Annotated in this window: 19 protein-coding genes and 1 pseudogene; 12 read left to right on the forward strand and 8 right to left on the reverse strand. The window is 68.1% G+C overall.

Annotated features, from left to right (window positions below; all coding sequences use genetic code 11):
* Positions 1 to 248 (forward strand): annotated as a pseudogene (locus JHD82_RS16500) (BMP family ABC transporter substrate-binding protein); the annotation flags it as partial.
* A gap of 29 nt (positions 249 to 277) precedes the next feature.
* Here the strand turns inward: JHD82_RS16500 and JHD82_RS16505 are convergent.
* The gene (locus JHD82_RS16505) at positions 278 to 1,708 is read right to left on the reverse strand and encodes a HAMP domain-containing sensor histidine kinase (protein ID WP_199137544.1); all 1,431 of its coding nucleotides are present in this window, start codon (positions 1,706 to 1,708) and stop codon (positions 278 to 280) included.
* On the reverse strand, positions 1,705 to 2,385 hold the full coding sequence (locus JHD82_RS16510) for a response regulator (protein ID WP_199137546.1): 681 nt from the start codon (positions 2,383 to 2,385) through the stop codon (positions 1,705 to 1,707). Before JHD82_RS16510 ends, JHD82_RS16505 begins: the two co-directional genes overlap by 4 nt.
* Before the next feature lie 141 nt (positions 2,386 to 2,526).
* Here JHD82_RS16510 and JHD82_RS16515 point away from each other — a divergent pair, with 141 nt between their 5' ends.
* From JHD82_RS16515 to JHD82_RS16530, 4 genes are all read left to right on the forward strand, one after another.
* Positions 2,527 to 3,996: a S41 family peptidase gene (locus JHD82_RS16515; RefSeq protein WP_199137548.1), complete on the forward strand. Its 1,470-nt coding sequence runs from the start codon at positions 2,527 to 2,529 to the stop codon at positions 3,994 to 3,996.
* Positions 3,997 to 4,191: 195 nt separating this feature from the next.
* Positions 4,192 to 5,349, forward strand: a complete 1,158-nt coding sequence (locus JHD82_RS16520; RefSeq protein WP_012204065.1) for a BMP family ABC transporter substrate-binding protein — start codon at positions 4,192 to 4,194, stop codon at positions 5,347 to 5,349.
* Positions 5,350 to 5,544: 195 nt separating this feature from the next.
* On the forward strand, positions 5,545 to 6,543 hold the full coding sequence (locus tag JHD82_RS16525; protein ID WP_199137550.1) for an aromatic ring-hydroxylating dioxygenase subunit alpha: 999 nt from the start codon (positions 5,545 to 5,547) through the stop codon (positions 6,541 to 6,543).
* On the forward strand, positions 6,543 to 7,592 hold the full coding sequence (locus tag JHD82_RS16530) for an adenosine deaminase (RefSeq protein ID WP_199137552.1): 1,050 nt from the start codon (positions 6,543 to 6,545) through the stop codon (positions 7,590 to 7,592). The genes JHD82_RS16525 and JHD82_RS16530 overlap by 1 nt, the downstream gene beginning before the upstream one ends.
* A gap of 6 nt (positions 7,593 to 7,598) precedes the next feature.
* On the opposite strand, the gene JHD82_RS16535 is transcribed toward JHD82_RS16530, so the two are convergent.
* Positions 7,599 to 8,039 (reverse strand): HIT family protein, encoded by a 441-nt coding sequence (locus tag JHD82_RS16535; protein WP_199137554.1) that lies wholly within the window; start codon positions 8,037 to 8,039, stop codon positions 7,599 to 7,601.
* A gap of 240 nt (positions 8,040 to 8,279) precedes the next feature.
* Between JHD82_RS16535 and JHD82_RS16540 the strand changes: the two genes are divergently transcribed.
* The 3 genes from JHD82_RS16540 to dcd all read left to right on the forward strand — a co-directional run bounded on the left by JHD82_RS16540 (position 8,280) and on the right by dcd (position 11,432).
* Positions 8,280 to 9,386, forward strand: a complete 1,107-nt coding sequence (locus JHD82_RS16540) for a BMP family ABC transporter substrate-binding protein (protein WP_199137556.1) — start codon at positions 8,280 to 8,282, stop codon at positions 9,384 to 9,386.
* Between the two features lie 112 nt (positions 9,387 to 9,498).
* Positions 9,499 to 10,791: a guanine deaminase gene (gene guaD, locus JHD82_RS16545; RefSeq protein ID WP_013803687.1), complete on the forward strand. Its 1,293-nt coding sequence runs from the start codon at positions 9,499 to 9,501 to the stop codon at positions 10,789 to 10,791.
* 68 nt (positions 10,792 to 10,859) lie between these two features.
* Positions 10,860 to 11,432, forward strand: coding sequence for a dCTP deaminase (gene dcd / locus JHD82_RS16550; protein WP_013803686.1), 573 nt, complete (start codon positions 10,860 to 10,862; stop codon positions 11,430 to 11,432).
* Positions 11,433 to 11,825: 393 nt separating this feature from the next.
* Here dcd and nadB read toward each other — a convergent pair whose 3' ends face one another.
* The 4 genes from nadB to JHD82_RS16570 form a co-directional block, all read right to left on the reverse strand.
* Positions 11,826 to 13,328, reverse strand: coding sequence for an L-aspartate oxidase (gene nadB, locus JHD82_RS16555; protein WP_199137558.1), 1,503 nt, complete (start codon positions 13,326 to 13,328; stop codon positions 11,826 to 11,828).
* A 10-nt stretch (positions 13,329 to 13,338) separates the two neighbouring features.
* Positions 13,339 to 14,472: a quinolinate synthase NadA gene (gene nadA, locus JHD82_RS16560; RefSeq protein WP_034391148.1), complete on the reverse strand. Its 1,134-nt coding sequence runs from the start codon at positions 14,470 to 14,472 to the stop codon at positions 13,339 to 13,341.
* A gap of 143 nt (positions 14,473 to 14,615) precedes the next feature.
* The gene (locus JHD82_RS16565) at positions 14,616 to 16,367 is read right to left on the reverse strand and encodes a sensor domain-containing diguanylate cyclase (protein ID WP_199137560.1); all 1,752 of its coding nucleotides are present in this window, start codon (positions 16,365 to 16,367) and stop codon (positions 14,616 to 14,618) included.
* Between the two features lie 15 nt (positions 16,368 to 16,382).
* Positions 16,383 to 17,330, reverse strand: a complete 948-nt coding sequence (locus JHD82_RS16570; protein WP_199137562.1) for a delta(1)-pyrroline-2-carboxylate reductase family protein — start codon at positions 17,328 to 17,330, stop codon at positions 16,383 to 16,385.
* A 101-nt stretch (positions 17,331 to 17,431) separates the two neighbouring features.
* Between JHD82_RS16570 and JHD82_RS16575 the strand changes: the two genes are divergently transcribed.
* From JHD82_RS16575 to JHD82_RS16585, 3 genes are all read left to right on the forward strand, one after another.
* Positions 17,432 to 17,788, forward strand: coding sequence for a hypothetical protein (locus tag JHD82_RS16575; protein ID WP_224986416.1), 357 nt, complete (start codon positions 17,432 to 17,434; stop codon positions 17,786 to 17,788).
* A 108-nt stretch (positions 17,789 to 17,896) separates the two neighbouring features.
* On the forward strand, positions 17,897 to 18,775 hold the full coding sequence (locus JHD82_RS16580) for a neutral zinc metallopeptidase (protein WP_012204077.1): 879 nt from the start codon (positions 17,897 to 17,899) through the stop codon (positions 18,773 to 18,775).
* 219 nt (positions 18,776 to 18,994) lie between these two features.
* On the forward strand, positions 18,995 to 20,509 hold the full coding sequence (locus JHD82_RS16585) for a DEAD/DEAH box helicase (RefSeq protein ID WP_065347804.1): 1,515 nt from the start codon (positions 18,995 to 18,997) through the stop codon (positions 20,507 to 20,509).
* Positions 20,510 to 20,594: 85 nt separating this feature from the next.
* On the opposite strand, the gene JHD82_RS16590 is transcribed toward JHD82_RS16585, so the two are convergent.
* Entirely contained in the window at positions 20,595 to 21,440 is an 846-nt protein-coding gene (locus JHD82_RS16590; protein WP_199137564.1) for a symmetrical bis(5'-nucleosyl)-tetraphosphatase, read from the reverse strand.
* A 24-nt stretch (positions 21,441 to 21,464) separates the two neighbouring features.
* On the opposite strand from JHD82_RS16590, the gene JHD82_RS16595 reads away from it, so the two are divergent.
* Positions 21,465 to 22,778: a hemolysin family protein gene (locus JHD82_RS16595; RefSeq protein ID WP_199137565.1), complete on the forward strand. Its 1,314-nt coding sequence runs from the start codon at positions 21,465 to 21,467 to the stop codon at positions 22,776 to 22,778.
* Positions 22,779 to 22,785: the final 7 nt, after the last annotated feature.

The raw sequence follows: 22,785 nt of genomic DNA on the forward strand, positions 1-22,785 counted from the left end.
GGGGCGTGAAGGAAGGCGCCATCGACCTCGTGAAGATCGCCGACGACGTGCCCCAGGACATCAAGGACAAGGTCGCCAAGGCACGCGACGGCTTGAAGGACGGCAGCTTCGCCGTCTGGACCGGCCCCATCAAGGACAACACCGGCAAGGAAGTGCTGACGGCAGGCCAGGTCGGCGATCTGGGCTTCATGACCAGCATCAACTTCTTCGTCAACGGCGTCGAAGGCAAGGTGCCGGGCGCCAAGTAAGCGCAGGCGCCGCATGCGCGGCGGCTTGTCTAGTGCGGGGCAGTCCCGCCGGGGAAGCTGACGCGCATGCACAGTCCGGGGCCATCGTCCGCGTCATCGCAGACGATGCTCCCCCCATGCTGGCGCACCACGGCCGCCACGATGGCCAGGCCCAGCCCGCTGCCCGCCACCGCCTGGTCGGGCGCGCGGAAAAAGCGGTCGAATACACGGCTGCGCCAGGCCGGCGCAATGCCCGGTCCCTCATCCATGACTTCGAGCACCATCGCCTGCGTGGCCGCATCCCGGCGCGCGCGCACGCGCACCAGGCCGCCTGGCGGGCTGTACTTGATGGCGTTGTCCACCAGGTTGTCGATCAGGGATTCCATTGCCTGGCGTTCGGCCCACAGCGGCAGCGGGCCTTCGGCGTCCAGATCAAGTTCCACGCCGCGCTCACGGGCCAGGCCCGCCAGACAACCCAGGCGCTGCTGCAGCAGCCTGTCGATCTCCAGCGATTGCATGCCCGGCGCGGAGGGCCCGGCGTCGGCCCGCATCAGTGCCAGCATCTGGTCCACCAGGCGGGACGCGCGTGCGCTGCAGCCGACCAGCGCATCCAGGCGTGCGCCCAGGCGGTTGTCCAGCCCTGCCGGCAAAGGCAGGTTGTTCAGGGCTTCCGCATGCACGCGGATGGCGGCCACGGGTGTGCGCAGTTCATGGGCGGCATCGGCGATGAAGCTGCGCTCCCTGGCCAGCCCGTCCCTGACGCTCTGCAGCAGGCGGTTGACAGAGTGGGCCAGGGGCTTGAGCTCGCGGTGGCGCGGCTGAAAACCCAGCGGCGCAAGGTCGCCCATGCCACGGCGCGCGATTTCGGCACTGAGGCGCCGCCAGGGCCTGAGCGCAAGCCACACGGCGGCCCATGCCGGAAAAACCAGCAGCGGCGCGCTGATCAGCAGGGGCAGCACCAGCAGGCTGCTGGAGGCCAGCGTGAGCATGCCGCGCCCGGGCTCATTGGAGATGGCCAGCGTCACGCGCAACTGGCCCGAGGCGTCCGAGCGCGTCATGGCGCGCCAGCGTTCCCCGGCCGCCGTGACTGTCTCGATGCGATCCGTGGCGGTTTGCACGATGGGGGCGGAAAGGCCGGGCGAGGCAAACAGCAACTGCGGTCCGTGCCACACCATCATGTTCACGCGCCAGCGCGGCTGGTCGGGCAACTGCCCTTCGGTTCTTCGGGCCAGGTCGATGCGGGCGAGGGCTTCCTGCAGCGCGGCAGGGCGGTCCAGCAGGGGGCCGGCAACCGCCAGCACCGCGTCGTGGCGCAACGGGTCCAGCTCCGAGGCATCGCTCTGGAACTCCACCATCAGCAGCGCGCCGAGGGCGATCCACACCACGACCAGCACCACGGCCTGGGCAAGCACCAGGCGCCGGATCAGGCTGGGCTCGGCCCCTGCGCGCCAGGCGCGGCGCAGGCAGGCTGCCGCCTTCATCGCCGCCTGCCTTCATAGGGCTGGCGGTCCAGCACATAGCCGACGCCGCGCACCGTGCGCACATAGCCTTCGCCGATCTGCCGCCGCAGGCTGGAGATGTGCACCTCCAGGCTGTTGCTCGCATAGCGCCCGCTGCCCGGCAGCACCTCCTCTTCGAGCATGTGGCGGCTGAACACCTGGTCGGGGCGGCGGATCAGGGCGGCCAGCAGGGCGAATTCGCTGGGCGACAGATCGATCTCGCGGCCGAAGACGCTGACACGCCGGCTGCGTTCGTTCAGCACCAGTCCGCGCACGTCGAAGACCTGCTCTTCCGTGCCCAGGCTGCGGCGCCTGAGCGCGCGGATGCGCGACAGCAGCTCGGCCAGCGCAAAGGGCTTGACCACGTAGTCATCGGCTCCGCCGTCGAGCCCGCGCAGGCGGTCGTCCAGCCCGTCCCGCGCCGTGAGGATCAGGATGGGCAGGTCCTTGCGTTCACGCCGCACGCGCGCCAGCAGCGACAGTCCGTCGCCATCGGGAAGGCCCAGATCCGGCACCAGCAGGTCGCAGGCGCCCTGGTCCAGCAGGGGGCGGGCCTCGGCGATGCGGCGAACCCAGGTGACATCGAAGCGCTGGTCCTGCAGCGCCAGGCGCACCCCGTTGCCAAGGTCCAGATCGTCTTCAACCAGCAATAGCTTCATGGGGCAGGGCGCGGGGCCGGTGGGGGCAATGCCGGATTTTCCCAGACAGGGTCTTCAGGATTCCTTCAGGCGGCCGTCCGGCTTTCTTCAGGCCCGCCGCCGACAGTGCGGACCTCTTCATTCATTGTACGGAGGCGTTTCATGCACGTTCGAGTTCCCGCTCCCACCCAACCCCGCTGGCTGCTTGCCGCGGCCCTGTCATCCCTGCTGCTGGCGGCCTGCGGCGGCGGCGACTCCAAGATTCTGTCGGAGCGCAGCGGCCAGGTCGTGGTGGATGGCCGCACGTCCGGCGACCTGGAGGGCGTATGGCGCATCCTGGGAGAAGGCACGCTGATGGAGTTCAAGTCGAATTCCGTGGCGCGCTACCAGGAGGCCGGAGCCCTGTGCTACCCCCAGGCCGGTGCTGCAGGCGGCACGGTGGAGCAGTTCAAGGAATACAGCTACCGCACCACGGCCAATCTGCATGGCATCCGTGCCGAGCTGTTCGAGCTGCCGGGCTTTCCTGCCACCTACTCCCTGGAGCGCCTGGGCAGCGTGCCTTCGGCCTGCCGCAATGCGCCGGCGACCGACCCTGCCACCACCTTCAAGGCCCTGAGCGATGTGATTGCCCTGGACTACGCCTTTCTCAAGGAACGCAACATCGACTGGCCGCAGATCACCAGCCGCCTGGCACCCCGGGCGGCCGCTGCCGCCAACGACGATGCCCTGCAGGCCGTGATGAGCGAGGCGCTGAAGGACTTCAACGACGTGCATACCGCCCTGATCCGCTCGCACGATGGCGCGCTGAGCTATGCCTTCCTGGGGGGCAACAAGCCCACCACCAAGCGCCTGCGCCAGGCCTTCGAGGCACAGACCGAGGTCAAGGACTTCCTGGTTTTCCAGGAGCTGTGGAAGGCGCGGGTCCGTGAGGACCTGGCATCCCGCCTGCAGGGTGGCAGCGGCCCCGTGCTCGGAGGAACCATGGTCTGGGGCCGGTTGCCGGGCAATGTGGGCTACATCGAGATCGGCAGCATGGGCGAGTTTTCCAGCCCCTTCGATGCGCACAAGGACATGGCCGCGGCGCGGGCAGAGATGGACCGCGCGCTGGCCGCGCTGGCGGACACGCGCGCGCTGATAGTCGATGTGTCGCTCAACACCCTGGGCGGACTCGACCAGGTCAGCGCCGAGATGGCGGGCAGTTTCACGCGGCAGCGCGTGCTGGGCTTCACCAAGCAGGCGCATCGCCCGCAGGGCCGCAGCGAACAAAGCTGGTATGTCGAGCCCAGGGGCAGCCAGACCTATGCCAGGCCCGTGCATGTGCTGACCAGCGATCTGACCGTCAGCGCTGCCGAGACCTTCACGCTGATGATGCGGGCGCTGCCCCAGGTGACCCAGGTGGGCCAGCCAACGGCAGGATCACTGTCCAACTCCCTGGTCAAGCCCTTGCCGGGCAACTTCTTCGTGTCCCTGTCCAACGAGATCTACCGCGATGGTGCCGGCGTGGCCTTCGAGGTCACCGGCATTCCCCCGCGCATCGGCCTCGCGGTGTTCGATCCCGCCGATCCTGCCGCGCTGGAGACCGGGCACCGCCGTGCGGTGGAGCGCCTGGTGGCGATGCTGGGCAGTTCCTGAGGGCCGGCGCTGGCGGCCTGTTCATGCACCGATTCCGTGCGCATCCCGGAAAATGTCGTTTTCCAGGAGCACGCAGCCCATGAACAGGCCGGCTGGCGTCATTCTTGCTTTATTCTCTGGACCCATCGCGGCGGGCCTGCGCCCTGCAGACCTGCCTTCTTCCTGCCTGCCGCAGGACCACTTGAGGAAACTTCGATGACTGATCTTCACAAACGCTCCCTGATCAAGGTGGCAGCGCTGTCGGCCGTGGCCGCCGCCGCGCTGGCCGGCTGTGGCAAGAAGGAGGAGGCCGCGCCTGCGCCCGCTCCCGTTGCCGAGGCCCCTGCTGCCGCTGCAACCGAGCCTTTGAAGATCGCCTTCGCCTACGTGGGCCCCGTCGGTGACGGCGGCTACACCTTTGCCCACGACCAGGGCCGCCTGGCACTGGAGAAGGAATTCGGCGACAAGATCAAGACCTCCTATGTGGAGAGCGTGCCCGAGGGCGCCGACGCCGAGCGCGTGCTGCGCGACATGGCCGCCAACGGCAACAAGCTGGTCTTCGGCACCACCTTCGGCTACATGGAACCCATCCAGAAGATCGCTCCCGACTTCCCCGATGTGAAGTTCGAGCACGCCACCGGCTACAAGACTGCCGCCAACGTCAGCACCTACGACAGCCGCACCTACGAAGGCGCCTACCTGGCCGGCATCATCGCGGGCTCCATGACCAAGTCCAACGTGCTGGGCGTGGTCGGCTCCGTGCCGATTCCCGAAGTGCTGCGCAACATCAACAGCTTCACGCTGGGCGCGCAGTCCATGAACCCCAAGATCAAGACCAAGGTGGTCTGGGTCAACGAGTGGTTCGCCCCCCCGAAGGAAACCGAGGCTGCGACTTCGCTGATCAACGGCGGCGCCGACATCCTGTTCCAGAACACCGACTCCGCTGCCGTGCTCAAGACGGCCGAGGAAAAGGGCAAGCGCGCCTTCGGCTGGGACTCCGACATGACGGCCTACGGCCCCAAGGCCCACCTGGGCTCGGCCATCATCAACTGGACGCCCTACTACACCAAGACCGTTCGCGAGATGCTGGACGGCAAGTGGAGCAGCCAGCAGACCTGGTGGGGCGTGAAGGAAGGCGCGATCGACATCGTCTCGCTGGCCGATGACGTGCCCGCCGAAGCCAAGGCGAAGATCGAAGAGGTCAAGAAGGGCCTGAAGGACGGCACCTTCCACATCTGGAAGGGCCCGATCGCAGGCCAGGACGGCAAGGAACTGCTGGCTGCCGACGCCGTGGCCGAGGACAAGTTCCTCACGGGCATCAACTTCTACGTCAAGGGCGTGGAAGGCAAGGTGCCGGGCCAGGACAGCAAGTAAGCAAGACGCCAGGCCGCCCGGCGCAGGCCGGGCTGCCCGTTGCCGCCAGGGCCGCCTTCGGGCGGCCTTGGCGTTCATGCGCCGCACAGGTGTACCTGTACCGTACCTGTGCTGCGCATCGAGTGGGTTTATGCTCGCTCCCAGCCGCGGCCTGCCCGCCGCCGCGGCACAGACAGACAGCAAGAGATTCCCCCCATGATCGAAAACTCCCTCTGGCATCCCGTGGCCCAGGCCCACGAAGTTGTCGATGCGCCGCTGGGCGTGCAACTGCTGGACCAGCCCCTGGTGCTGTGGCGCGATCCGCAAGGCCTGGTCCGCGTCTTCGTGGACCGCTGCCCGCACCGTGGCGCACGCCTGTCCATGGGCCGTGTCGAGAACGGCCACCTTGAATGCCCCTACCACGGCTGGCAGTTCGCCGACAGCGGCCAGTGCGTCAAGGTGCCGGCCCTGCCCAGCTTCACGCCCCCGCCCTCGCAATGCGTGAAGGCCTTCGAGGCACAGGAAGCCTACGGCCTGGTCTGGGTGCGGCTGGCCACGGGCGAGGAGCTCTCGGCTGTTCCGGCCCTGGCGGCCCTTCCTGCCTTTGAAGCCGAGGCGGACGCGCACCTGCGCAAGCTCAACTGCGGCCCCTACGATGTGGCCGCCAGCGCGCCGCGCATCATCGAGAACTTCCTGGACATGTCGCACTTCGGCTTTGTCCACGAAGGCTGGCTGGGCAGCCGCGATGCCATGGCCATCGAAGCCTATGCCGTGGAGACCACGGCCACGGGCGTGCTGGCCACGGGCTGCAAGGCCGTGCAGCCGCAGTCCAACCTGCACTCCACCAGCGCGGCCGAGGTCGAATACACCTACGAAGTGACGGCGCCCTATGCCGCCGTGCTGACCAAGCTGCCCGAGTCCGGCACCACCCGGGCCGGCTGGCGCGAGTCCATCGCCCTGTTCATCTGCCCCCTCACGCCCGAGACCAGCCGCGTCTGGTTCCGGCTGGCCGTGGCAGACTTCGACTCGCCCGACGCACAGCTGCAGGAATTCCAGCACACCATCTTCTGCCAGGACCAGCCCGTGCTGGAGTCGCAGCAGCCCAAGTGCCTGCCGCTGGACCCGCGCGCCGAAATGCACTCTGCGGCCGACCGCATGTCGTCCGCCTACCGCCGCTACCTCCGGGCCAGCGGCATCACCTTCGGAGTCTGCTGATGCACACCGTACCCGCCGTGGATGCCGCGCATCTGCCCCAATTGCTCCAGGCCATGCCCAAGGCCGAGCTGCACATGCACATCGAAGGCTCGCTGGAGCCCGAGCTGATCTTCGCCCTGGCCCAGCGCAACGGCGTGAAGCTGCCCTACGCCAGCGTGGAAGACCTGCGCCGCGCCTATGCCTTCACCGACCTGCAAAGCTTTCTGGACATCTACTACGCCGGCGCCAGCGTGCTGCTGTACGAGCAGGATTTCTACGACATGGGCCGCGCCTACCTGACGCGCGCCGCGCAGGACAACGTGGTCCATGCCGAGATCTTCTTCGACCCCCAGACCCACACCCAGCGCGGCGTGGGCATGGAGACCGTGATCAACGGCCTGTACCGCGCCTGCCGCGATGCGGAGATAGAGCAGGGCATCTCGTCGGCGCTGATCCTGAGCTTTCTGCGCCACCTCAGCGAAGAGGACGCCTTCGCCACGCTGGAGGCCGCGCTGCCGCTGCGCGACCGCTTCATCGGCGTGGGGCTGGACAGCAGCGAGGTCGGCAACCCTCCCGAGAAGTTCGCCCGCGTGTTCGCCCGCTGCCGCGAGCTGGGCCTGCACCTGGTCGCGCATGCGGGCGAGGAGGGGCCTCCCGCCTATATCTGGGGCGCGCTGGACGTGCTGCATTCCGAGCGCATAGACCATGGCGTGCAGGCCGCGCGCGACGAGGCCCTGATGCAGCGCCTGGTGCGCGACGGCGTGCCGTTGACCGTGTGCCCGCTGTCCAACCTCAAGCTGTGCGTGGTGTCCAACCTGGCCCAGCACAACCTGCCCCAGCTCTTGGAGGCAGGGCTCAAGGTCACGGTCAACTCCGATGATCCGGCCTATTTCGGCGGCTACGTGAACGAGAACTACCTGCAGCTGTTCGCCGCCACCGGCATGAACTCGCAGCAGGCCTGGCAGCTGGCGGTCAACAGTTTTGACGCCAGCTTCGTCACACCCCAGCAGCGCGCCCACTGGATGCGCCAGCTGGAGGCCGTGTTCGCCCGCTACGCCGCCCTGGCCTGAGTCCGTTCAGGCCAGCGCCTGCCTGAGGCGCTCGGCATGGTCCTGCAGCGCCTGCATGCCGGGCTCCTTGCGCGGCCAGCCCAGGCCCACGCCGTCGCCCTCGTGGCGCGGCAGCACATGCAGGTGGAAGTGGAAGACGGTCTGCCCGCCCGCCGCGCCATTGGCCTGGAACAGGCTGATGCCATCGGGGTCGAACGCCGCCTGCACTGCCTGCGCCACGCGCTGGGCCGTGCGCATCACGGCGCCGGCCTCGTCGGGCGTGAGGTCCAGCAGGGTCACGGCATGGCGCTTGCTGGCCACCAGCACATGGCCGGGGTTGACCTGGCCGATGTCCATGAAGGCGATGGTCTGCTCGTCCTCGAACACCTTGGCGGACGGGATCTCGCCCGCCACGAGGCGGCAAAAAAGGCACTGCCCCGGGGGCGAGGTATCGACGAACATCGGCATGGTCCTGTACTCCTTGGTGGTTGCTTGGGGTTGGAATTTGCTGGCGATCTTAGAGCGTGTTATGCACTTTTAAGTACCCGCGCTGGTTCTGCGCGCTAGTGGACGGTATCTGCTGTCCCTTATGGAGGCCATAAGCGCAGGCCCAGGCAGCCCTCAGGGCCGCTGCCTATAATCGCGCCCCGCACCGGCCGCTGCCCATGGCCGGTGCGTTTTCATTTCCGGGCCATGTAGAGGAACACCATGTACAAAAACCTCGCAGCCGCAGTCGCGGCCGCAAGTCTTGTATCCACGGCCTTGTCCCAAGGCCATCCCGCCCCTTCATCCCCCGCAGGTTCCGCGCCCCTCAAGGCCGCCTTCGTCTATCTGACGCCCGTGCTCGACGCCGGCTGGACGCGCCAGCACGACGAGGGACGGCGCGCATTGCAGGCGGCCCTGGGTCCGCGCGTGCAGACCCGTGCGGTGGACAGCGTGCCCGAGGGCCCCGACGCCGAGCGCGTGCTGCGCGACCTGGCCGCCTCGGGCAACCAGCTGATCTTCACCACCAGCTTCGGCTACACCGAGTCCGTGATGCGCGTGGCGCGCGACTTCCCGCAGGTGAAGTTCGAGTCGGTCACGGGCTTCAAGCGTGCCGACAACGTGGCCACCTCGAACGCTCGCTACTACGAGGGCCGCTATCTGTCGGGCATTGCCGCAGGCCGTGCCAGCAAGACGGGCGTGGCCGGCTTCGTGGTCGGCTTTCCGATTCCCGAGGTGCTGCAGGGCATCAACGCCTTCACGCTGGGCATGCGTTCTGTCAATCCCAAGGCCACGGTCAAGGTGGTCTGGCTGGATACCTGGTTCGACCCGCCGCGCGAGCGCGATGCGGCCATGGCGCTGTTCAACGGCGGCGTGGACGTGGTGTCCTTCCAGGTCGCATCCACCGCCGTGATGCAGGCCGCCCAGGAGCGCGGCCGCATGGCGATTGCCTACCACTCCGACATGCGCAAGGACGGGCCCGACGCCCAGTTGCTGGCCGTCACCCACCAGTGGGGCGACTACTACACGGCGCGCGCCAAAGCGGTGCTGGACGGCCGCTGGAAGAGCCAGGACACCTGGGGCGGCGTGCGCGAGGGCATGATCCGCGTGGAGGGCTTCGGCCCCAGGCTGCCGCCTGCCGTGCGCGAGGAAGTGCTGCAGCGCCAAAAGGACATGGCCCAGGGCCGTCTGCAGCCCTTCAAGGCCGGCGACCAGCCGGTGCGCGACAACCAGGGCCAGGTGCGCATTCCAGCCGGCAAGCAGCTGGACGATGCGCAGATCCTGCAGATGAACTGGCTGGTGGAAGGCGTGCAGGCCACCCTGCCCAAGTGATGCGGCCCGTGGGGCGTCCGGTCCTGGCGTAAACCCTAGGATGGCGCCTGCCGATGGCGCCTATAGCGCTGCGGATATGGCATCTGCCTGTCCGCCCGCTAAGCTTGGCGGCATGCAAATCTACCGTTCCTCATTGCTGCGTTTTGCCGACGATGGCCAGGCGCTCTACGACGAAGACGGCCTGCTGGCCGTCGCCCCGGATGACAGGGGGCAGCAGCGCGTCGTCGCCGCCGGCAGCTGGCAGGCGCTGCAGGCGCAGTTCACCGGACAGCCGGGCGCCGAAGTCACCCATCTGCCGGGCCGCATCCTCGCGCCGGGCTTCATCGACCTGCACATCCACTATCCGCAGACCGATGTGATCGGCGCGCCCGCCGCCGGCCTGCTGCCCTGGCTGGAGAAATACACCTTTCCGCACGAGTCGGCCTTTTGCGAACGCGCCCATGCCGACAGCGTGGCCGAGTTCTTCCTGGACGAGCTGCAGCGCAACGGCGTGACCACGGCGCTGGCCTTTGCCACCTCGCACCCGGGTTCGGTCGATGCGCTCATGGGCGCGTCGCAGGCGCGCGGCATGCGCATGATCACGGGCAAGGTCCTGCAGGACCGCCACAGCCCCGACGGCGTGCGCGACCAGACCGAGCAAAGCCTGATCGATACCGAGACCCTTATCCAGCGCTGGCATGGCGTGGACCGCCTGGGCTACGCCATCACGCCGCGCTTTGCGCCCACCAGCACGCACGAGCAGCTGCGCGGCGCGGGCGAGCTGGCCGCGCGCTACGCCGATGTCTGGATCCAGTCCCATGTGGCCGAGAACCTGGACGAAGTGCGCTGGGTGGCCGAACTCTTTCCGAAGGCCCGCAGCTATCTGTCGGTCTACGACGACTTCGGCCTGATGCGCGAGCGCGCCGTCTACGCGCACTGCATCCACCTGGACGATGAAGACCGCGCCCTGATGCGTGAACGCAGCACCGCTGCGGCCGTCAGCCCCACCAGCAACCTGTTCCTGGGCAGCGGCTTCTTCGACTTTGCGCGGGCCGATGCCGCGCAGTTCCTCTACGGCCTGGCCAGCGACGTGGGCGGCGGCATGAGCTTCAGCCCCTTCCGCACCATGCAGGCCGCCTACGTGGCGGGCCGCGAGGGCCAGACCAAGCAGGGCCTGAGCCTGTCGCCCGGCAACCTGTGGTGGCAGCACACGGCGGGCGCGGCGCGCGCCCTGGGCCTGGCGGGCCAGGTGGGCAATCTGCAGCCGGGCTGCGAGGCCGACTTCGTGGTCATCAACCCGGCCTGCACGCCGCTGCTCGAGCGCAAGACCCGCCAGGCCGAGAGCCTGGACGAGCTGCTGTTCGCCATGATCATCCTGGGCGATGACCGCCTGATCGAGCGCACCGTCGTTTCTCAAGCAAAATAGCGCCTTTGCGCCAGTGCCCGGCCGGGTGCTGGCGCCTGACAAGTGCAGCTAGGGAACGAGGAATTGCCATGAGCATCAAGAGCGACAAGTGGATCCGTCGCATGGCCGAGGATCACGGCATGATCGAGCCTTTCGAGCCGGCCCAGGTTCGCAACGTCGATGGCCGCAAGATCATCAGCTACGGCACCAGCAGCTATGGCTACGACATCCGCTGCGCACCCGAATTCAAGGTGTTCACCAACATCCACAGCACCGTGGTGGACCCCAAGAACTTCGATGAAAAAAGCTTCGTCGATTTCGAGGGCGACAGCTGCATCATCCCGCCCAACAGCTTCGCGCTGGCGCGCACGGTCGAGTACTTCCGCATCCCGCGCAACGTGCTGACCATCTGCCTGGGCAAGAGCACCTACGCGCGCTGCGGCATCATCGTCAACGTCACCCCCTTCGAGCCCGAATGGGAAGGCTATGTGACGCTGGAGTTCTCCAACACCACGCCGCTGCCCGCCCGCATCTATGCCGGCGAGGGCTGCGCCCAGGTGCTGTTCTTCGAGAGCGATCCCGACGATGTCTGCGAGGTCAGCTACCGCGACCGTGGCGGCAAGTACCAGGGCCAGGTGGGCGTGACGCTTCCCAAGGCCTGACGGCTTTGGCCCGGCAGACAAGGCCCGCAGCGAAAGCTGCGGGCCTTTTTCATCGCCGGGCCGCCCCAAGATGAAAAGCGGCCCCCTCGGGGGGCAGCGGACCTTGCGCAGCAGGGGGAGCGTGGGGGCCATTTCTCATCGCCGGGCCGCCCCAAGATGAAAAGCAGCCCCCTCGGGGGGCAGCGGACCTTGCGCAGCAGGGGGAGCATGGGGGCCATTTTTCATCGCCGGGCCGCCCCAAGATGAAAAGCAGCCCCCTCGGGGGGCAGCGGACCTGGCGCAGCAGGGGGAGCGTGGGGGCCATTTTTCATCGCCGGGCCGCCCCAAGATGAAAAGCAGCCCCCTCGGGGGGCAGCGGACCTTGCGCAGCAAGGGGAGCGTGGGGGCCATTTTTCATTCCACCAGCGCCAGGGCGGCGTCGATGCGCGAATGCGCACCGCAGCTCTCGCGCCGTGCGGCGGCAGCCGTGGCCATGAGCCAGCAGACATCGAGCTGATTGCGCAGCGCATGGCCTGCGGCAGGTGCCAGCCTTTCACGCCATGCCGCAATGCGCTGCACGGCCTGCGCCAGGCCCTGGTCGCTGCGCTGTATGCCCACGCAGTCCTGCATGAGCTGGCGCAACTCCTGCGCGATGGCTGCCGTGTCCTGATCCTGTGCGCCGGCCTGCAGGGTTTCGGTCGGCCGGGTCGGCGCAGGGACAGCAGCCGGCTGCTGCGCGATGGCCTGGGCGGCCGCGCGCCCCATCACCACGCATTCGAGCAGCGAATTGCTGGCCAGCCGGTTGGCGCCGTGCAGGCCGGTGCGCGCCACCTCGCCAATGGCGCGCAGGCCATCGACATCCGTGCGCCCGTCGATATCGGCCAGCACGCCGCCGCAGGCGTAGTGGGCGCAGGGGGCCACGGGAATCGGCTGCGTGGCAATGTCGATGCCATGGCTGGCGCACAGGGCCATCACGCCCGGGAAATGCGACTGCAGCCAGGCACGTGGCCGGTGGGTGATGTCCAGGTGCACGAAGGCCAGGCCATGGCGGTCCATCTCGTGCCGGATGGCCCGGGCCACGATGTCGCGCGGCGCCAGTTCGGCCCGCTCGTCATGGGCAGGCATGAAGCGCGTGCCGTCCGGCAGGCGCAGCAGGGCGCCTTCGCCGCGCAATGCCTCGGAGACCAGGCCGGCCGCACGGCCGCCCACCTGCAGGGCCGTGGGATGGAACTGCATGAACTCCAGGTCGCCCACGCGGCAGCCTGCGCGCCAGGCCATGGCCACGCCGTCGCCCGTGGCGGTGGCCGGGTTGGTGGTGGCGGGATAGACCTGCCCCAGCCCGCCCGTGGCCAGCACGGTATGCGCGGCATGCCAGCGCTGCTGGCGGCCATCGGGCAGGCGCACCAGCGCGCCTGTGCAGTGCGCAGCCTGTCCTTCGGTCAGCAGGTCCAGCGCGCTGGTGTGCTCATGCAAATCGATGTTCGCGCGCTCCCGGCAGGCGTGCAGCAGGGCGGCGTGCACGGCCTGGCCGGTGCAGTCGGCGGCATGCACGATGCGGCGGCGGCCGTGGCCGCCCTCGCGCGTGAGGTGCAGGCCACCGCTGTCGTCACGCGTGAAAGGCACGCCGTGGGCCACCAGCCAATCAATGGCGGCAGGCGCCTGCTCAAGGATGGCGCGCACGGCCTGTGCATCGCACTGGCCTGCGCCCGCGACCAGGGTGTCTGCCAGGTGTTCGTCGATGCTGTCTTGTGCATCCAGCACGGCGGCAATGCCGCCCTGGGCCCAGGCGCTGGCGCATTCCTCGGCCGCGCCCTTGCTGAGCAGTGCCACGCGCAGATGCGGCGGCAGCGACAGGGCGGCGGCCATGCCGGCCAGGCCGGCGCCGATGATGAGTACGTCTGTGCAAGGCTGTGTCATGGCGCTGTCCTCAGGCGGGACCGAAATGCTGGAAGAGCGCTGCATCGCGCGCAAGGTCGCCGCTGGCGCGCACGGGCTGGCGGTGGCCGGCCGCGAAAGCCAGCATGCGTTCGATGGGCCGGCGCGCGGCCTGGGCGATGGCGGGATCCACCTCGATGGCGCACAGGCCCTGCTCCAGCGCCAGCTCCACGCCCTGCAGGCTGTTCATCGCCATCCAGGGGCACATGGCGCAGCTCTTGCAGGTGGCGCCCTGGCCGGCCGTGGGCGCGGGCAGGAAGGTCTTGCCCGGGTAGCGCATGCGCATGTCGTGCAGGATGCCCTGGTCGGTGGCGACGATGAAGGTGTCGGTGGGCAGCCGGCCAGCCGCGTTGATGAGCTGGGTGGTGGAGCCCACCACATCGGCCTGGGCGGCCACGGCGGCCGGCGACTCGGGGTGCACGAGGATGGCGGCCTGCGGATACTCCAGCGCCATGGCGGCCAGTTCGTCGGCCTTGAACTCGTCATGGACCAGGCAGGAGCCATGCCACAGCAGCATGTCGGCGCCGGTCTGGCGCTGGATGTGGGCGCCCAGGTGGCGGTCGGGGGCCCAGAGGATCTTCTCGCCGCAGGCGTGCAGGTGGGCCACGATGTCCTGTCCCACGGACGAGGTGACCACCCAGTCGGCACGCGCCTTCACCGCCGCGCTGGTGTTGGCGTAGACCACGACCGTGCGGTCCGGGTGGGCGTCGCAAAAGGCGCTGAACTCGTCTGCCGGGCAGCCCAGATCCAGCGAGCAGCTGGCGTCGTCGTCGGGCATGAGCACCCGCTTTTCCGGGCTGAGGATCTTGGCGGTCTCTCCCATGAAGCGCACGCCGGCCACGACCAGGGTGCTGGCCTGGTGCTGGGCGCCGAAGCGCGCCATCTCCAGCGAATCGCCCACGCAGCCGCCGGTCTCGCGCGCCAGGTCCTGCAGTTCGCCGTCCACGTAGTAATGGGCCACGAGCACGGCATCGCGCTCGTGCAGCAGGGCGCGTATGCGCTCGGCGGTCCGAAGGCGCTGGGCGCGGTCAAGTTCAGGAGGAATGCGGGCCCAGGCCTCGCCGATGCCGCACTGGCCGGCGAGGGAGAAATGGGGCTTGTCGTACTGCACGGATTTGAGCTGCATGGTGGCCGTCCGGGACTGTGGAAAGGGCTGGTGATGGCAGCGAATAATATGCTCAATTTGAGTATTAGTGTGGTGTTTTTTGCCGCACAGGTGTTTTGCGGCAGTCAGGAAATCGAGGGCGGGAAAAGCGGCGCGGGGCCGCCTCAGCGCTGCAGCTGCACGTTGTTGCGGCCTGCGCCCTTGGCTTCGTACAGCGCTTCGTCGCCACGGCGCAGCATGGCGGTGGCCGTGTCCGTGGTGCCGCGCAGCGTGGCCACGCCCACGCTGGCGGTGACGGGCTCGCCATGCGCCATGGGCGTGGCGGCCAGCAGTTCGCGCAGTTGCTCGGCAATGACCACGGCGGCATCGGCCGTGGTGTCGGGCAGCAGCGCCAGGAATTCCTCGCCCCCCATGCGGGCCAGCACGTCGGACTCGCGCAGCCGCATGCGGAAGGCGCGCGCCAGGGCGCGCAGCACGGCGTCGCCCATGTCGTGGCCGTGCTGGTCGTTGATGCGCTTGAAGTAGTCCACGTCAATGACGAGCACGCTCAAGGGCCGGCCGCTGCGGCGCGCCAGCGCCATGGCGAAGTCCAGCTGGAAGTCGAAGCCGCGGCGGTTGAGCAGGCCCGTGAGCGGATCGCTGCGCGCCTGGTGCTCCAGTTCGGCATTGGCCTGCTGCAGCTGCAGCGTGCGCTCGCGCACCTGGCGCTCCATGGCCTCGTTGGCCGAGCGCAACTGGGCAATGCTGCCGCGCAGCGCTTGCGAAAGGCGATGCACTTCGCGGCTGCTGTGCAGCTGCGGGATGTCGGAGGCCGCACCGCTGCCGTCGATGCCATTGGCGGCACGGGCCAGGCGCTTGAGATCCTGGCTCAGCCTGCGCGCCACCAGCCAGGCGATGACGGCGGCCACCAGCGCGGCCGCCAGGCCGCCGGCCAGCACCTGGTGCATGGCCTGGCGAGCGGGCGCGTAGGCGCTGTCATGCGGCTGCCGGGCCACGATGTGCCAGCCCATGGCGGTTGCCCGGTTGTGGGCCTGCAGCGGCACGGTGGCCGTCAGAAAGCTCTGCGGGCTGTCCTGCCAGCGCGCCACCTGTACGGGCTGCAGCGTGGCATCGGCCGTATCGGCAGACACGGTATGGGCCACCGGCAGGCGCTGGTCCAGGGCCAGCAACGGCTCCAGGCTGTCGCCCGGCGCGTGGATGAGCCGTCCACGCCGGTCGAAGATGAACAGGCCGATCTGCCGGTCGGCGCTGTCGGCCTGCTGCAGGGTCTGCATGGTTTCGCGCACCCATTCCCAGCTGCTGTGCATGCACAGCACGCCCTGGGTGAGATCGCCCACGCGAATGGGCGCCGCGAAGTCCATGAACCGGCGCGGCGCGCCGTCGGCCGCAGGCGGCAGCAAGGCGGACATCACAGGCGAGGAGGCGCGCACATCGCCCACATGGACGCGCTGCAGGCCCGGCTCGAACCAGGGCCGGTCGCTGACATCGTGGCCCACCAGCACCTGGTCGGTCGCGCTGCGCACCGTGCCCTCGGCGTCGGCCACGCCGATCCAGAGGTTGGTGGGCGTCAGCGAACGGGCGCGGTTGAGCAGTGCGCCCACGCCCGGGGACTCCAGCCCCTGGATCCAGAGCTCCGGCGAGGCGGCCAGCACTTCCACGGTATGGGCGCGGCTGAACAGGCCATCGGACAGCTGCCGCGCGGCGTTGGAGGCCATGGCATGCAGCGAGGCGCTGACCTCGCGCTCCATGCGCCAGCGCAGCAGCTCGCCGAATGCCAGCGACATCAGCACCGTCACGCCCACCAGCAGCGAGCCGAAGACCAGGGCCAGTTGCGTGCGCAGGCCCAGGCGCTGCCAGCGACTGGGCGCGGTGCTGGAATCCGGGGCGGGGGAATCCGGGGGGAAAAGCTCGTTCAACGCAGAAATCCGCTTTCAACTGTTCTGGAGTGCGGCCCGGCGCATGGCCAGGCGGGTGGCTGCAAGATCCCAGCCACCCCAGCCGCAGCATTTGAACAGCACGGGCGAATCCGAGCGCGGCCATTGCTCGCGCACCACCTGCTCCAGCGTGGGCAGGGCGGCGACATCGATGCCGGCCTGCAGCAGGTCACCGGCCTCATGCAGCGCATCCCCGGTATCGACCACCACGCGGCCCGACTGCAGCAAGCCCTGGCACAGGCCGGGTGCCAGCTCCACCATCTGCGGCGTGAAGGCGCCCACGGCCGAGATGAAGGCATCGCTGCGCGGCGCCTCGCGCAGCACCACGCCCCGGGCGGGCGTGCAGGTCACGATCAGCGGGCAGTGGCGCGCCGCCGCCTCCACATCCTCCACGGTGGTGGCCTGCAGTCCCATGGCCCGGGCCTGGTCGACCAGCGCCTGGGCGCTCTGCGCGCTGCGCGATGCCACCTGAACCTCGCGCACGCCCAGGCCTGCGGCAAAGGCCTGCAAATGGGCCAGGCCCTGCACGCCGGCGCCCACGATCAGCAACGGACCCTGCGGATTCGGCGCCAGCCTTTGCGCGGCCAGCAGCGATACGGCGGCCGTGCGCCGCGCCGTGACCGTGGGGCCGTCCAGGATCAGACGGCGCTCGCCCGTGGCCACGTCGAAGACCACCACATCCCCCTGGATGGTGGCGCGCGGCGTGCCGGCGTTGCCGGGCGTGAAGCTGATCAGCTTGGTCATGGCCACCTGGCCGTCGGTGGCGGGCATGCAAAACAGGCTGCCACCGGCCGGCAGGGGCATCACGATGCGCGCCGGCACCTGCGCTGCCTGGGGCTGCAGCAGCACGGCGGCGATCTCTTCGGCCAGTTCGTTCCAGGGCAACAGCGCGGCCGTGGCCTGTGCGTCAAGGGCGGTGGAGGAGGGCATGCTGGAATGGCTCATGGCCGCGACTGTACACAGTAGGCTTGGACCGGCCAATTCGCGATGTGTCCAGTGCTGCGCACAGGCCCGTGAGGGCCTGCGCAGGCACTACGATGTCGCCTATGTCACAAAAGCCTTCTTATCCGCGCGAAGAGCCCCGCTGGGACGGTTCGGCGCGGCCCGAAGCTCCGCGCAAGGAATCGGCCCCGCGCTATGAGCAGCAGCGGCGCGGACCCGCGCCCGAGCCGTGGCAGCGCGAGCAGCCGCCCAGCGAGCAGGCTCCCGCGCCCCGCCGGCCCGGCGAGCCTGCACGCGAGCGGCGCAGGCGCGGCGGATGGGGGCTGGGCCTGGCGGTCGTCATCGGCCTGGGCATCGTCGCCGCGCTGCTGGCCGCCATGGTGCTGGTGGCCCGCGAGCAGGTCCTGCGCAGCCAGGCGCCACCGGCCACCGCCCCCATGGCGGTGCAGCCCGTGCGCTGATACACGCCGTATCATTGCCGCAGCTGCGGTCGCTGCGGTCCCGCAGGTTCCGACGTAATATCGCCGCCCGATGCTGCAGGCTGCAGCACAGATCCAGGAGTGAACACCATGAGATGGGATGGCAACCGCGAGTCGGACAATGTGGAAGACCGCCGTGACGAGGGTGGCGGTGGAGGCGGCCCCGTCTTCGGCGGACGCAGCATAGGCATTGGCACCATCGTCATCGCCCTGGTCGGCGGCTGGGTGCTGGGCATCAACCCGCTGACCATCCTGGGTGCGCTCAGCGGCGGCTCGCCGGTGCAGGTGCAGCAGCCTCAGGGCCCGGCCCACAAGCCGCCGGCCGATGACAAGCTCGCCCGCTTTGTCTCCACCGTGCTGGCCGATACCGAAGACGTCTGGCGCGATGTGTTCCGCCAGGGCGGCGCCCAATATACCGATCCCAAGCTCGTGCTGTTCCGTGGCGCAACGCCCACGGCCTGCGGCACGGGGCAGTCGGCCATGGGGCCGTTCTACTGCCCTGCCGACCAGAAGGTGTATATCGACCTGGGCTTCTACGAAACGCTCAAGAACCAGCTGGGCGCGCCCGGCGATTTCGCCCAGGCCTATGTGATTGCCCACGAGGTGGGCCACCACGTGCAGAACCTGCTGGGCATCAGCGCCCAGGTGGACCGCGCCCGTGGCCGCGTCAGCAAGGTGGAGTACAACCACCTGTCGGTCAAGCTGGAACTGCAGGCCGATTGCCTGGCCGGCGTCTGGGCGAACCGCGCGCAAAGCGCCCGCCAGATCCTGGAGCAGGGCGATGTGGAGTCGGCCATGAATGCGGCATCCAAGATCGGCGACGACGCCCTGCAGCGCGCAGGCGGCGGCGCCGTGGTGCCGGACAGCTTCACGCACGGCACCAGCGCCCAACGCCAGCGCTGGTTCAGCACCGGCCTGCGTACCGGCAGCGTCAAGTCCTGCGACACTTTTTCGGCCGCTTCCCTCTGAGAAGTACCCCCACGCTCGCGTTGCTGCGCAAGCTTCTACGGCCCCTGCGAGGGACCGCCTTTTCATCTGGAGGCTGTCCGGCGATGAAAAAATGCCCGCATTGCGGGCCCTCATACCGGGTTTTTGCGGGTTGCGCTCACACAACGCCATGCTTGTCCAGGTGCCAATTGGCGTTATTGCAACGCACAAATCGCGCTAGGTGCGACAATAGCGCTCTCAATGACAAGCTCTTTCTCCAATCTCCAGCTGGCTGAGTCCCTGGCGCGCGCCGTGGCCGACATGGGCTACGAGTCCATGACGCCCATCCAGGCACAGGCCATTCCGGTCGTTCTGACCGGCAAGGATGTCATGGGCGCCGCCCAGACCGGCACAGGCAAGACGGCGGCGTTCTCGCTGCCGTTGCTGCAGCGGCTGATGCGCCACGAAAATACCTCCGCTTCGCCTGCACGCCACCCCGTGCGGGCGTTGGTACTTTTGCCCACACGCGAACTGGCGGACCAGGTGGCCCAGCAGATCGCCCAGTATGCGAAGTACACCAAGCTGCGCAGCACCGTGGTGTTCGGCGGCATGGACATGAAGCCGCAGACGCTGGAGCTCAAGAAGGGCGTCGAGGTGCTGGTGGCCACGCCGGGCCGTCTGCTTGACCACATCGAAGCCAAGAACGCCGTGCTCAACCAGGTCGAGTACGTGGTGCTGGACGAGGCAGACCGCATGCTGGACATCGGCTTTTTGCCCGATCTGCAGCGCATCCTGTCCCACCTGCCCAAGACACGCACCACCTTGCTGTTCAGCGCCACCTTCTCGCCCGAGATCAAGCGCCTGGCCAGCAGCTACCTGCAGGACCCCGTCACCATCGAAGTGGCCCGCCCCAACGAGACGGCGTCCACGGTGGAGCAGCGCTTCTACAGCGTCAGCGACGACGACAAGCGCTATGCGCTGCGCTCCTTGCTCAAGCAGCGCGACATCCGCCAGGCCTTCGTCTTCTCCAACAGCAAGCTGGGCTGTGCGCGCCTGACGCGTGCCCTGGAGCGTGATGGCCTGCGCGCAACGGCGCTGCACGGCGACAAGAGCCAGGACGAGCGGCTGAAGGCGCTTGAAGCCTTCAAGCGCGGCGAGGTGGATCTGCTGGTGTGTACCGATGTCGCGGCCCGTGGCCTGGACATCAAGGACGTGCCGGCCGTCTTCAACTACGACGTGCCCTTCAACGCCGAAGACTATGTGCACCGCATCGGCCGCACGGGCCGTGCAGGCGCCTCCGGCATTGCCGTGACCCTGGTGACCAACCACGATGCGCGCCTGGTGGGCGAGATCGAGAAGCTCATCAAGAAGAAGATCAACGTCGAGCCCTGCCCCATGGAAGATTTCCGTGGCAGCGCACCGCGTGGTCACCGTTTTGACGAGCTGCCGCGCCAAAGCAGCGGCGGCTACGGTCGTGAACGGGATCGCGGCGCCGAGCGTGGCGATCGCGGCGGTGATGCGTCGCGGGGCAGTTCCGGTTTTGGCCATCGCGGCTCGCGCATGGCCCAGCGCCCGGCGCACTCGGACCCGTTCTTCGACAAGCCCTACGAGGCATCCGCCAGCGTCGATGCGAGCTGGGACAGCCAGGGTGCTGCCGCGCCCAAGGCGGGCAGCGGCATCAAGCCCAAGCGCAAGCTGGCCGCGCTGTTCAAGGCGCCTGTCGCACCTGTCGCGCCGGTCCCGCCTGTGGCACCCGTCGCCACTTCCGAGGTCTGAGCGCCGCGCAAGCCGCCTGCCTCACGAAAAACGCCTGCCTTGCAGGCGTTTTTTCATGGGCGCTCGCCCATCGGAGTCGTCCAGGTCAGCCCGGGGCCTGCGCCTGCGGGCAGTCCACCTGGATCAGTTCCCGGTCCGCCAGGTGATCGCCGAAGCGCATCATGCTCAGGCAGCCGCCCCAGACGCAGCCGGTGTCCAGCGCCACCAGGTCGGGCCGGCTGATGTGGCCCAGCGTGGACCAGTGGCCGAACGCAATCGTTGCGCTCGCCGTGGCGCGGCCCGGCACATCGAACCAGGGCATGAGGCCGGGCGCCGCCTGCTCGGCCGACTCGGTGCTGTCGAAATCCATGACACCCTGTGCGGTGCAAAAGCGCAGCCGGGTCAAGGCGTTGACGATGACCCGCAGGCGCTCCCAGCCCTGCAGGTCGGGTGACCAGCGATCGGGCTGGTTGCCGTACATGGCCTGCAAGAAAGCGGGCAACTGCTTGCTGCGCAGTACCGAATGCACCTCGCCCGCCAGCGCCATCACTTCCTGGCTGCTCCACTGCGGCAGCACGCCGGCATGGACCATCAGCAGTTCCTCGCCATGCGCCATGCGGTGGCTGCGCGCCAGCGGCTGGTGGCGCAGCCAGTCCAGCAACTGATCGCGGTCGGGCGCATCCAGCACCCGGGCCAGCGTGTCGCGCCGGCTGCTGCGGCGCACGCCCTGGGCGGCGGCCAGCAGGTGCAGGTCATGGTTGCCCAGCAGAGCGCGCATGGAGTCGCCGGCGGCCATGCAGGTGCGCAACACCTTGTCCGATTCCGGACCGCGGTTCACAAGGTCGCCCAGGATGTACAAGGTATCGCGGCTGGCGGAGAAGTCCACGCGGTGCAGCAGGCGCTCAAAGGCGTCGTGGCATCCCTGGATATCGCCGATACAGTAAAGTGCCATGGTCTTCTTTCTGATATACGAACCATGGATTTTCTGCTGATCGCGTTGCTTACGCTGCTCAATGGGGTGTTTGCAATGTCCGAATTGGCACTGGCCTCCAGCCGCAAGGCTCGGTTGGTGGCACTGGCTGAAACAGGCGACAAGGGTGCGGTGGCAGCACTGGCCTTGCTCGAAAACCCCACGCAATTTCTTTCTTCGGTGCAGGTGGGCATCACCTCCATCGGCCTGCTCAACGGCATTTTGGGCGAGGCGGCCTTCAGTGACGGGCTGGCCGCATGGCTGCTGGGCCTGGGCGTTCCGGAACGCGCGGCCAGCATTTCTGCCACGGCGCTCGTCGTGACCGTGATCACCTTCGTCACCATCGTCTTCGGCGAGCTGGTGCCAAAGCGCATAGGCCAGCTTTATCCCGAAACCGTGGCCACGGTGGTTTCCCGGCCCATGACCTGGGTGGCGTCGGCTGCAAAGCCCTTTGTGCGGCTGCTGGCCTTTTCCACGCGCGCCATGCTGACTCTGCTGCGCATCAATGAATCCGCAGCGCGCGCCGTGACCGAAGAGGAAATCGTGGCAAGCCTGGCCGAAGGGCGGGATGCCGGAGTGATCGAGGCCAACGAGCACCAGATGGTGCAAAACGTCTTTCACCTCGATGACCGCTCACTGACGTCGATCATGGTCCCGCGAGGCGACGTGCAATGGCTGGATGCCGACATGACCGTCACCGAGGCATTGCAGGCCTCGGCCGACGACCACTCGAAGGGCGGGCATTCCTGGTACCCGGTGTGCCGCAATTCGCTGGATGACGTGGTCGGCATCATCAGCGTGGCGCGCCTGCTGGCATTGGGCTCGGATGCCGCCGGCACCACGCTGTACGAACATGTGCTGCCGGCTTCTTTCCTGCCCGAGACGCTCAGCGCCATGGAGCTGCTGGAGCAATTGCGTGCCCGGTCCGGGCGCATGGTGTTTGTGGTGGACGAATATGGCGTGGTGCAGGGCATCATGACGCCCCGGGATTTGCTCGAAGCGATTACCGGCGAGTTACAGCCTGTGACCGAGGCAGAAGCCTGGGCCATGCAGCGTGAGGATGGCTCCTGGCTATTGGACGGTCTGATGCCCATATCGGAGCTGAAGGCGCGCCTCGATATTCGTGATCTTCCCGATGAGCACCGCGGCCGATACAACACCGTGGCGGGCCTTCTCATGGCAGAAAGCGGTCATTTGCCCATTCTGGGGGAACGGGTCAGCTGTGCGGGCTGGATCTTCGAGGTCATCGATCTCGATGGCAAACGCATTGACAAGGTGCTGGCCATATCGGATTTATCCGAGAACTACTCTTCGCAATAGGCAGCAG

Source organism: Delftia sp. ASV31, assembly GCF_016428765.1.
In the GTDB taxonomy this organism is placed as follows: domain Bacteria; phylum Pseudomonadota; class Gammaproteobacteria; order Burkholderiales; family Burkholderiaceae_C; genus Comamonas; species Comamonas acidovorans.

What these genes read in the sequence shown, in the direction of transcription:
- JHD82_RS16575 (WP_224986416.1), top strand. Translation starts at nt 17,432, where the DNA reads ATGTCACAAAAGCCTTCTTATCCGCGCGAAGAGCCCCGCTGGGACGGT.
- JHD82_RS16525 (WP_199137550.1), top strand. Translation starts at nt 5,545, where the DNA reads ATGATCGAAAACTCCCTCTGGCATCCCGTGGCCCAGGCCCACGAAGTT.
- JHD82_RS16580 (WP_012204077.1), top strand. Translation starts at nt 17,897, where the DNA reads ATGAGATGGGATGGCAACCGCGAGTCGGACAATGTGGAAGACCGCCGT.
- JHD82_RS16570 (WP_199137562.1), bottom strand. Translation starts at nt 17,330, where the DNA reads ATGAGCCATTCCAGCATGCCCTCCTCCACCGCCCTTGACGCACAGGCC.
- JHD82_RS16590 (WP_199137564.1), bottom strand. Translation starts at nt 21,440, where the DNA reads ATGGCACTTTACTGTATCGGCGATATCCAGGGATGCCACGACGCCTTT.
- guaD (WP_013803687.1), top strand. Translation starts at nt 9,499, where the DNA reads ATGCAAATCTACCGTTCCTCATTGCTGCGTTTTGCCGACGATGGCCAG.
- JHD82_RS16585 (WP_065347804.1), top strand. Translation starts at nt 18,995, where the DNA reads ATGACAAGCTCTTTCTCCAATCTCCAGCTGGCTGAGTCCCTGGCGCGC.
- JHD82_RS16515 (WP_199137548.1), top strand. Translation starts at nt 2,527, where the DNA reads ATGCACGTTCGAGTTCCCGCTCCCACCCAACCCCGCTGGCTGCTTGCC.
- nadB (WP_199137558.1), bottom strand. Translation starts at nt 13,328, where the DNA reads ATGACACAGCCTTGCACAGACGTACTCATCATCGGCGCCGGCCTGGCC.
- nadA (WP_034391148.1), bottom strand. Translation starts at nt 14,472, where the DNA reads ATGCAGCTCAAATCCGTGCAGTACGACAAGCCCCATTTCTCCCTCGCC.
- JHD82_RS16505 (WP_199137544.1), bottom strand. Translation starts at nt 1,708, where the DNA reads ATGAAGGCGGCAGCCTGCCTGCGCCGCGCCTGGCGCGCAGGGGCCGAG.
- JHD82_RS16510 (WP_199137546.1), bottom strand. Translation starts at nt 2,385, where the DNA reads ATGAAGCTATTGCTGGTTGAAGACGATCTGGACCTTGGCAACGGGGTG.
- dcd (WP_013803686.1), top strand. Translation starts at nt 10,860, where the DNA reads ATGAGCATCAAGAGCGACAAGTGGATCCGTCGCATGGCCGAGGATCAC.
- JHD82_RS16595 (WP_199137565.1), top strand. Translation starts at nt 21,465, where the DNA reads ATGGATTTTCTGCTGATCGCGTTGCTTACGCTGCTCAATGGGGTGTTT.
- JHD82_RS16540 (WP_199137556.1), top strand. Translation starts at nt 8,280, where the DNA reads ATGTACAAAAACCTCGCAGCCGCAGTCGCGGCCGCAAGTCTTGTATCC.
- JHD82_RS16520 (WP_012204065.1), top strand. Translation starts at nt 4,192, where the DNA reads ATGACTGATCTTCACAAACGCTCCCTGATCAAGGTGGCAGCGCTGTCG.
- JHD82_RS16535 (WP_199137554.1), bottom strand. Translation starts at nt 8,039, where the DNA reads ATGCCGATGTTCGTCGATACCTCGCCCCCGGGGCAGTGCCTTTTTTGC.
- JHD82_RS16530 (WP_199137552.1), top strand. Translation starts at nt 6,543, where the DNA reads ATGCACACCGTACCCGCCGTGGATGCCGCGCATCTGCCCCAATTGCTC.